Source organism: Verticiella alkaliphila (genome assembly GCF_018904615.1).
GTDB lineage: Bacteria > Pseudomonadota > Gammaproteobacteria > Burkholderiales > Burkholderiaceae_B > Verticiella > Verticiella alkaliphila.
Genome location: NZ_JADCNH010000027.1, coordinates 44,802 through 53,774 on the forward strand (window position 1 = coordinate 44,802; position 8,973 = coordinate 53,774).

At 68.0% G+C, this 8,973-nt stretch carries 6 protein-coding genes and 2 pseudogenes; 5 read left to right on the forward strand and 3 right to left on the reverse strand.

Going from position 1 to position 8,973, the window contains the following annotated elements; translation table 11 throughout:
• Nucleotides 1–102: 102 nt before the first annotated feature.
• Nucleotides 103–963, forward strand: coding sequence for an inositol monophosphatase family protein (locus IMZ29_RS16185; protein WP_216186007.1), 861 nt, complete (start codon nt 103–105; stop codon nt 961–963).
• Nucleotides 964–1,052: 89 nt separating this feature from the next.
• On the opposite strand, the gene IMZ29_RS16190 is transcribed toward IMZ29_RS16185, so the two are convergent.
• Complete coding sequence (locus IMZ29_RS16190; RefSeq protein ID WP_216186009.1) at nt 1,053–2,750, reverse strand: long-chain-fatty-acid--CoA ligase; 1,698 nt, start codon at nt 2,748–2,750, stop codon at nt 1,053–1,055.
• A 224-nt stretch (nt 2,751–2,974) separates the two neighbouring features.
• Between IMZ29_RS16190 and IMZ29_RS16195 the strand changes: the two genes are divergently transcribed.
• A complete protein-coding gene (locus IMZ29_RS16195) occupies nt 2,975–4,183 on the forward strand; it encodes a M20 aminoacylase family protein (RefSeq protein WP_216186011.1) in 1,209 nt (402 codons plus the stop codon).
• 18 nt (nt 4,184–4,201) lie between these two features.
• Here the strand turns inward: IMZ29_RS16195 and IMZ29_RS16200 are convergent, their stop codons facing one another.
• Nucleotides 4,202–5,245, reverse strand: coding sequence for a YeiH family protein (locus tag IMZ29_RS16200; RefSeq protein WP_216186013.1), 1,044 nt, complete (start codon nt 5,243–5,245; stop codon nt 4,202–4,204).
• Nucleotides 5,246–5,361: 116 nt separating this feature from the next.
• Here IMZ29_RS16200 and IMZ29_RS16205 point away from each other — a divergent pair, with 116 nt between their 5' ends.
• From IMZ29_RS16205 to mnmC2, 3 genes and pseudogenes are all read left to right on the forward strand, one after another.
• The gene (locus IMZ29_RS16205; RefSeq protein WP_216186015.1) at nt 5,362–6,273 is read left to right on the forward strand and encodes a LysR family transcriptional regulator; all 912 of its coding nucleotides are present in this window, start codon (nt 5,362–5,364) and stop codon (nt 6,271–6,273) included.
• A 162-nt stretch (nt 6,274–6,435) separates the two neighbouring features.
• The gene (gene mgtE / locus IMZ29_RS16210) at nt 6,436–7,899 is read left to right on the forward strand and encodes a magnesium transporter (protein ID WP_216186017.1); all 1,464 of its coding nucleotides are present in this window, start codon (nt 6,436–6,438) and stop codon (nt 7,897–7,899) included.
• 2 nt (nt 7,900–7,901) lie between these two features.
• A pseudogene (gene mnmC2, locus IMZ29_RS22860) lies at nt 7,902–8,570 on the forward strand (tRNA (5-methylaminomethyl-2-thiouridine)(34)-methyltransferase MnmC2); the annotation flags it as partial.
• Nucleotides 8,571–8,896: 326 nt separating this feature from the next.
• On the opposite strand, the pseudogene IMZ29_RS23365 reads toward mnmC2, so the two are convergent.
• Nucleotides 8,897–8,973, reverse strand: a pseudogene (locus IMZ29_RS23365) (ACT domain-containing protein); the annotation flags it as partial.

The following is an 8,973-nucleotide window of genomic DNA, read 5'->3' on the forward strand; positions in this document are numbered from 1 at the left end:
GGTGCCTCTCGGCCGAGGCGTGGCTCAAGCGCCACAGTGGTGCCATGCAAGGGGGATACACTGGGTCCTGGTATCAGTTTGTTGTCTTTGTAGGTGTCTGCCATGTCTTCCTCGTCCTCTCCCACGCTGCCGGTCACGCTGGCCGAAGCGCTCGATGCCGCAGTCACGGCCGCCCATTCGGCTGCCGGCATCCTGCAGTCGTACGCCCGCAACCGCAGTGAGCTCGTGATCGACGTGAAGGCGCGCAACGATCTGGTCTCCCAGGCCGATCGCGAGGCCGAAGCGTGCATCGTCGAGTTGCTGCGCGAGCGCACGCCGGGGTTGGGCATCGTGGCCGAGGAATCCGGTGGTGCCCCCTCGGGCGTGGCGAGCTGGTACATCGATCCGCTGGACGGCACGACGAACTTCCTGCATGCCATCCCCCATTACGCCGTCTCCATCGCCCTCGTCGCTAAGGCGGGTACGCTGTTGCCGCCAGGCGAGGTGCTGCAGGAAGACACGCCGGTGCTGGGCGTGGTCTACGACCCGAATCGCGAAGAGCTATTCACCGCCGTTGCCGGTGGTGGCGCCTGGCTCAACGGCCACCGCATCCGCGCTTCGCGCACCACCGAGCTCGAGAATGCCGTGCTGGCCACGGGTTTTCCGTTCCGGGACTTCTCGTTCGTGGACGAGTACATGCCGATGTTCAGCGAAGCGATGCAGAACACCCGCGGCGTGCGCCGCCTGGGCTCGGCCGCGCTGGACCTCGCCTGGACGGCGTGCGGCCGCTACGACGGCTACTGGGAGATGGGCCTGGCGCCGTGGGACGTGGCCGCAGGCGTCGTGCTGGTGCGCGAGGCCGGTGGCGTGGCGACCGACCTGCGAGGCCGTGAGCCGTGGCCGATCTCGGGCAACGTCGTGTCGGGCTCGAAGCCCGTCGCGCAGGCGATGATGGACCGGTTCACGCCGCACCTCATGCGTTGATCCCGCAAACGCCTCGGGGCTGCTGACGCAGCCCCGAGTCGGTATCCCTGCGCGATGGGCGCAGGGGTGATGGCGATCGCTCGCCGTCGTCACGCGGCCTTGCGTTGCTCCTTGGCCGGCTCGTCGCGCAACGCGCGGCGCAGGATCTTGCCGACGTTGGTCTTGGGCAGCTCGTCGCGGAATTCGATGTGGCGCGGTCGCTTGTAGCCCGTCAGGTTGTCGTGGCAGTACTGCTTGAGCTCGGCCTCGGTCAGGTTTGGATCCTTCTTCACGACGAAGAGCTTGACCACTTCGCCGGAGTGCTCGTCCGGCACGCCCACGGCGGCGACTTCCAGCACGCCGGGGTGCTGGGCGACCAGGCCTTCGATCTCGTTGGGGTACACGTTGAAGCCCGACACCAGGATCATGTCCTTCTTGCGGTCCACGATGCGCGTGTAACCCTGCTCGTCCATGATGCCGATATCGCCGGTCTTGAAGAAGCCGTCGGGCGTCATGACCTTGGCAGTCTCGTCCGGCATGTTCCAGTAGCCCGGCATCACCTGCGGCCCCCGGATCGCGATCTCGCCCGGCTGGCCGATGGGCACGGGCTGATCGTCCTCGCCCAGGATCGCTACCTCGGTAGAGGGGATGGGCAGACCGATCGTGCCGTTGTACTCGGTGCTGGTGACCGGATTGATGGTGGCACCCGGCGACGTCTCGGACAGCCCGTACGCCTCGAGCACGTGGCAGCCCGTGGCGGCCTTCCACTTTTCTGCCACGGCCTTCTGGATGGCCATGCCGCCGCCCAGCGAGAGCTTGAGGCCGGACATGTCGACCTTGCTGAACTCCGGGTGGTTGACCAGGGCGTTGAAGAGCGTGTTGACCGCTGGGAAGATGTTGACGGGCGTCTCGCGCAGGGCCTTGATGAACGCCGGGATGTCACGCGGATTCGGGATCAGCAGGTTGCGCATCCCGGCGTAGATGCCGTACATGCCGCAGCCCGTGAGCGCGAAGATGTGATACAGCGGCAGGGCGCTCACGGTGGTGAGCTGTGCGCCGGTGCCCGCCTGGCCGAACAAGGGCACGGACCACAGGGCGTTCTGCAGGATGTTGGAGATGATGTTGTCGTGCGTGAGGATCGCCCCCTTGGCCAGCCCGGTCGTGCCGCCCGTGTACTGGAGGAAGGCCGTGTCGTCGGGCCGGGTGTCCGGCAACGTGGGCGTCTTGCCTGCGCCGGCCTGCAGCACCTGCTTGAACGGGATCGCCTTGGGCAGGCTGTAGGGCGGCACCATCTTCTTCACATGGCGCACCACCAGGTTCACCACGGCACCCTTCAGGCCACCGAGCAGATCGCCCATGCTCGTGACGACGATGTGCTCGACCTGGGTCTGCGGCAGCACCTTCTGCAGCGTGGTGGCGAAGTTCTCCAGGATGAAGATGGCCTGTGCGCCGCTGTCGACGAGCTGATGTGTGAGCTCGCGCGGCGTGTAGAGGGGATTCACGTTGACCACCACGTAGCCCGCGCGCAGGATGGCCGTGGCGCAGACCATGTATTGCAGCACGTTGGGCATCATGATGGCCACGCGCGCCCCGCGCGGCAGCCCGAGCCCCTGCAGCCACACGGCCACCGCTGACGACAGCTTCGCGGTCTGGGCGAACGTCATGGACTTGCCCAGGCAGACGTAGGCCGTACGATCCGCATAGCGGGCGAAGGCGTCATTGATGAGCTCGACGAGAGAGCCCGGGCGGTCGGCCGGAATCTCGGCGGGGACGCCTTCGGGGTACTGGGCAAGCCAGGGACGCTGCATAAGGGGATCTCCGGTTCTCTGGAAATGGGGCGCCGAGGCGGCTGCCGGGTGTCCGGCCGATCATAGCGGAGGCAGGTCTGCGCCGGGTACCGCCGTAAACCCTGAGATGCCGCGATTTGCGTGCGGTTCCCGACTATGCGCCCCGCGCAGTCGCGAAGATGACGATAAGATAGCGACACAGGGGGCGGCGCATCGCCGGGCCCCCGCGCGCTCAGGAGCCTGTCATGCAACTCGTCGAACCTCTATTGGCCTGGCACCCAGAGCTCACGGCCATCCGGCGCGATCTGCACGCGCATCCCGAACTGGGCTTCGAAGAGCAGCGCACGTCCGACGTGGTGGCGCGCAATCTCGAATCGTGGGGCATCCCCATCCATCGCGGTCTGGCGGGCACCGGCGTGGTCGGCATCATCCAGGGCGACGCGGGCGAGGGCCCTGCGATCGGCCTGCGCGCCGACATGGACGCGCTGCCCATGCAGGAGGCCAACACGTTCGCGCACGCGAGCCAGAATCCGGGGCGCATGCACGCCTGCGGCCACGACGGCCACACCACCATGCTCTTGGGTGCGGCGCGTTATCTTGCCCAGCACCGTGATTTCAAAGGCATCGTCTACGTGATCTTCCAGCCGGCGGAAGAGGGCGGTGGCGGCGCTGCCCGCATGATCCAGGAGGGTCTCTTCGAGAAGTTCCCGATGGCCGCCGTGTTCGGCATGCACAACTGGCCCGGCCTGCCCATGGGCACGTTCGGGCTCACCCCTGGCGCCATCATGGGCTCAAGCAATGAGTTCGCCATTGTGCTGCGCGGGCGCGGCGCGCACGCGGCCATGCCGCATCTGGGCGCGGATCCGGTGATCGCCGCCGTGCAGCTCGCGCAGTCGCTGCAGAGCATCGTCACGCGCAACAAGAATCCGGCGGATACCGCCGTGCTCAGCATCACGCAGATCCATGCGGGCAGTGCCGACAACGTCATCCCCAACGAGGCCGTGCTGCGCGGCACGGTGCGCACCTTCGCCACCGCGCCGCTGGATCTCATCGAGCGGCGCATGCGCGAGATCGCCGAGCACACGGCGGCCGCGTTCGACGTGCAGTGCGAGTTCAGCTTCCATCGCAACTACCCGCCCACCATCAACCATGCCCCCGAGTCGGCCTTCGCGGCCGAGGTGTTGCGCGAGATGGTCGGCTCGGACGCCGTGGACGCCGACGTCGTGCCGTCCATGGGCGCAGAGGATTTCGCCTTCATGCTCGAGAAGGTGCCGGGCTGCTACATCTGGGCCGGCGCGGGCGACGGCGCGCATCGTGCCGAGGGCCACGGCATGGGCCCGTGCATGCTGCACAACGGCAGCTACGACTTCAACGACGAGATGATCCCGTTAGGCTCGAGCTACTGGGTGCGGCTGGTGCAGGCGTGGTCGAAGGCAGGGGGTGTGCGCAAGTAATCTGTCGCAGGTGCCCGGTCAGAAGCTCAGCATCGCGCGTGTAAGGCCGTAGCCGCCCACCATCAGCCACACGAACAGCACGCCCGCTAGCGCGAACACCCGGGGCCCGGCCTGGCGCATGCGCGCCACGCGGGTCTCCATGCCGAGCGCCACCATGGCCATGGTCATGGCGAATGTGGCAACGGGCTGGCTGCCCTCCGCGATGATCGCCGGCACCCAGCCGAGCGAGTTCAATGCCACCAGCGCTGCGAAGGCCAACACGAAGAACGGAACCGGCATGCGCGGGCGGTGGCCGGCACCGGTCGAAGCGCCGGCACGTCGTGCCGCCACGCTCACCACCAACAGTACCGGCACGAGCAGCGCCACGCGCGTCATCTTCACCAGCGTAGCCGTGTCGATGGTGGCGGGGTCGATGGCGCTGGCCGCAGCCACCACTTGCGCCACTTCGTGCACCGTCGCGCCGATGTAGATGCCCATGGCCGTGGCATCCAGGCCGAGGAAGCCCCCGTGAAAGAGCAGCGGGTACAGGGCCATCGAGAGCGTACCGAAGACGACGACCGTCGCCACGGCGGTCGTGCTCTTTTCGGCCGCGCTGCGTTGGGTGGCCTCCACCGCCAGTACGGCCGCCGCGCCACAGATGGCACTGCCCGCTGCCGTGAGCCATGCGGTTTCGCGATCCAGGCGCATCACGCGCGCCACGATCAATCCCAGCCCCAGCGTCGAGACAATCATCGTGGCGGCCAGTGCCAGGCCTGGCCAGCCGACCAGACTGAGTTCCTGGGCACTGATGCGCAGGCCATACAGCGCAATGGCGATGCGCAGCAGGCGCCGGGCCGCGAGCGCCACGCCCTCAGACCAACCGGCAGGCTGGGTGCCAGGCATCAGGTTGCCGTAGAGCATGCCGATCACCACGGCCACGACCAAGGGGCTCAGGCCGAGCGATGCCACGCCGGGCAGTCGGGCAATCTGGGACGCTGCCAGTGCCATCAGGGTGACCAGCAGGATGCCGTCCAGGCGAGCGCGCTTGGCCGAGAGAGGAAGAGGGTGGGTGAGAGCAGCCATCACGACTCCGGAAGTCCGCTCATCTTATGCCTTTGAGTTATATATTTATAATCGTCATTCGCGATGAAATACATCGGTCAAGCTGATGAATCCGTCCGTTGCCGAGCCTTGCTGCCATGACCCCTGAGCAACTCCTCACCTTCGCCGTGGTCGCTGAAACCGGGGCCATTGGTCGTGCGGCCGAGCGGCTGCACCTCACGCAGCCCGCAGTGTCGGGACAGTTGCGTCTGTTGCAGGAATCCTTCGGGCAGCCCCTGTATCGGCGAGAGGGTCGAGGCATCCGCCTGACGGCAGCGGGCGAACAACTCGCCGGCGTTGCCCGCCAGCTACGGCAAAGTTTTCAGCGCGCCACGGCGTTGCGCGTGGCGTTGGCCGGGATGCAGGGCGGCGCGCTCGCCATCGGCGCCAGCACGACGCCCGCGAGCTACCTGCTGCCGTACGTGGTGGCCGCGTTCCGCCGCGAACACCCTGGCGTGGCCGTCACCCTCACCAGCGGCAACACCGAGGCCATCGTGCGTGACCTGGCTCGGTTCGATGTCGCGTTCATCGAGGGCGACGTGCCGGCCGAGTTGCCCACCGATCTGGCGGTGCATGCCTGGGCCGACGACGAAATCGTGGCGCTCGTGCGTGAGGATCATCCGCTCGCGCCCCACCCCCCCGGGGGCGACGCCCTGCCAGTGGTCTCTTTGCGAGCCTTGAGCGCCCATCCGCTGGTCATGCGCGAGGCCGGCTCCGGCGTGCGCCACCAGGTGAGTCAGGCATTCGTCCGCGCCGGCCTGCCGATGCAGGTATCACTGGAACTGGCCGGCGTGGAGGGGGTGCGCGAGGCGGTGCGAGCGGGGCTGGGCGTCGGGTTCGTCTCCGCGATGGCGGTGCCGCGTGGGGAGCCGGCGCTGCGTGCCCTTCGCCTGGGCAAGCGCGGCCTGCCGCGACACATCCATGCGCTGGTGCCCCACGCCGATGCACTTGGCGGGCCCGCGCTGGCATTTCTGGCCGCTTGCCGGCTCCCAGGGCGACTACAATCCTAGCCCGACCGCGATCCCCCGGGGTTTTCCCGACGCACCGCTTCATTCCGGAGAGTCCATGTCCCCGATCCGCCAGCGCCTTTCGTCGCGTGACGTCGCCATGAGCGACCAGCACAGTCATGCCTGCGCGGCCTGTGCCGGGACGGCTCGCCCGGGAGGCATGGCATGAGCGGCTTGCCGGTCAACTTCAAGCCCGGCCGTCGCCTGGATCCGGAAGACGCGGAGATCGCGCTCTCCGAAGTGCAACGCCTGCTGCATCGCCAGCAGGTGGTGCAGGAGCTCGTGCATCGCCAGGAAGAGGGCGATCAGCGCGCGGATCTGGTCGAGAGCGTGCTGCAGCGCACGCACGATGCGCAGTTGCAGAATCTGCTGCAGGGCCTGCATCCGGCGGATATCGCCTTCATTCTCGAGTCGCTCCCGCGCGACGAGCGCCAGCACGTCTGGAATCTCGTCAAGGCCGAGCACGATGCGCAGGTGCTGCTCGAGGTGGGCGATCGCGTGCGCGAATCGCTGGTCGAGGTCATGGACCGCGACGATCTCCTTGCCGCGGCCGAGAATCTCGATGCCGACGAGCTCGCCGATCTCGCCCCCGATCTGCCGCCCGACGTGGTGGCCGAAGTCCAGCAGGGGCTGACCGAGCAGGAGCGCGCGCGCCTGTCCGCGGCCATGAGCTATCCGGACGGCACCGTGGGCGCCATCATGGATTTCGACATGGTGCGCGTGCGCCATGACGTGACGCTCGAAGTCGTGCTGCGCTACCTGCGCCGTCTGCCCGAGCTCGCCGATCACACCGACCAGATCTTCGTCGTGGACCGCAATGAGCGGCTGCAGGGCACGCTCTATGTGACGCGCATCCTGGTAAGCGAGCCCGAGACGGCCGTGTCGGACGTGATGGATTCCGACATGCTCACCCTGCAGCCGCACGACGAAGCCGACGATGCGGCCCGCGCGTTCGAGCGCTACGACCTCGTGTCCGCCCCGGTGGTGGACACCCAGGGTCGACTGATCGGCCGCGTGACCGTCAACGAAGTGCTCGACGTGATCCGCGAGGCCTCCGAGGAGCAGGCCCTGTCCAAGGCCGGTCTGCAGGAAGAGGACTTGTTCGCTCCCGTGCGCCAGTCCGTGCGCAACCGCGCCCCCTGGCTGCTCGTGAACCTGTGCACCGCGGGGATCGCCTCCTTCGTGGCCTCGCGTTTCGAGGACACGGTGAGTCACATCGTGATCCTGGCGTTCCTCATGTCGATCGTCGCCGGGATCGGTGGCAACTCCGGCAATCAGACGATGACCATGGTGATCCGCGCGCTCGCCACGGGCCGCATCAATCCGAACAATGTGCGCCGCCTTATCAAGCGTGAGATCCTGGTCACCTCGTTCACGGCCATCCTGGGCAGCCTCACGGCGGCCACCATCGCCTACTTCGTTTCCGGCTCGCTCTCGCTGGGCCTGGTGATGATGGGGGCGATGATCGCCAACATGCTGGTGGGGGCCTCCATCGGCATGCTCGTGCCGCTGCTGCGGGATCGCTTCGGTCGCGATCCTGCCATTGGCTCTTCGGTGCTGCTCACCTTCGCCACGGATTCGCTGGGGTTCTTCATCTTCCTCGGCCTGGCCACCATCTTCCTACTGTAGTCATGCGCGAGGCATCCCCCACGCCCGAGGGGCCGGTACTCGCCGCCGCGGATGCTGTCCCCGCCACGCATGGGGGCGTGCCGTTCAGCCCGCGGTTCGGCGATGTCTACCATGCCCACATCGGTGCACTGGCGCAGGCGCAGCACGTGTTCCTGCAGGGCAATGGCCTGCCTGAGCGCTGGCGCGGCCGCGATGCCTTCACCGTGGCCGAGACGGGATTCGGGCTGGGCCTGAACTTCCTCGCGCTCTGGCAGGCCTGGCGCGAGGACTCGGCGCGCTGCGCCCGGCTGCATGTGCTGTCGGTCGAGGCCTATCCCTTCACGCAGGACGATCTGACGCGCTGGCTCGGTGCCATCGTGCCGCCCGCCTTGCAGGGGCTGGCTGACGCCTTGATCGCCGCCTGGCCGTTGCCCCTGCCGGGCCAGCACCGGCTGGTGTTCGAGGGTGGGGCCGTGTCGCTCACCCTGTGCCTGGGCCAGGCGCAGACGATGGTGCCGCAGTGGCAGGCCGCCGTGAACGCCTATTTCCTGGACGGCTTCTCGCCGGCGCGCAATCCGCAGATGTGGAGCCCGGCGCTCATGCAGGCCCTGGCGGCGCACGCCGCACCGGGTGCCACGGCCGCCACCTGGACCAGTGCAGGGGCAGTGCGCCGGGCGTTGACCGAGGCCGGCTTTGCGGTGCGCAAGGTGCCGGGCTTCGCTGGCAAGCGGGACATGACCGTCGGGCGACATGCAGAAGGCGGCGCGCTGGGAAGGGCAGTCCTCGCGCACGCGCGCAGACCGGGCACCGCGCTCGTGATCGGTGCAGGCGTCGCGGGCGCAGGCGCCGCGGACGCGCTGGCCCAGGCTGGCTGGTCGGTGCGGGTGCTGGCGTGCGCGGCGCCGCACGAGGCAGGCCATGTGGCCGCGGCGCTCACGCCGCAGGTGGATCGCGAAGACAGCGTGCGCTCCCGACTCGCACGCGCCGGCGCGCTCGCTGCCGCCCGGCGCTGGGCGCCCACGGAGGTCTTGATCTCGCTCGTGCTGATCATCTGGATGTTGATGCCTTCCTGCGACAGCGTCTGGAACATCAGGC

What these genes read in the sequence shown, in the direction of transcription:
- IMZ29_RS16185 (WP_216186007.1), top strand. Translation starts at nt 103, where the DNA reads ATGTCTTCCTCGTCCTCTCCCACGCTGCCGGTCACGCTGGCCGAAGCG.
- IMZ29_RS16190 (WP_216186009.1), bottom strand. Translation starts at nt 2,750, where the DNA reads ATGCAGCGTCCCTGGCTTGCCCAGTACCCCGAAGGCGTCCCCGCCGAG.
- IMZ29_RS16195 (WP_216186011.1), top strand. Translation starts at nt 2,975, where the DNA reads ATGCAACTCGTCGAACCTCTATTGGCCTGGCACCCAGAGCTCACGGCC.
- IMZ29_RS16200 (WP_216186013.1), bottom strand. Translation starts at nt 5,245, where the DNA reads ATGGCTGCTCTCACCCACCCTCTTCCTCTCTCGGCCAAGCGCGCTCGC.
- IMZ29_RS16205 (WP_216186015.1), top strand. Translation starts at nt 5,362, where the DNA reads ATGACCCCTGAGCAACTCCTCACCTTCGCCGTGGTCGCTGAAACCGGG.
- mgtE (WP_216186017.1), top strand. Translation starts at nt 6,436, where the DNA reads ATGAGCGGCTTGCCGGTCAACTTCAAGCCCGGCCGTCGCCTGGATCCG.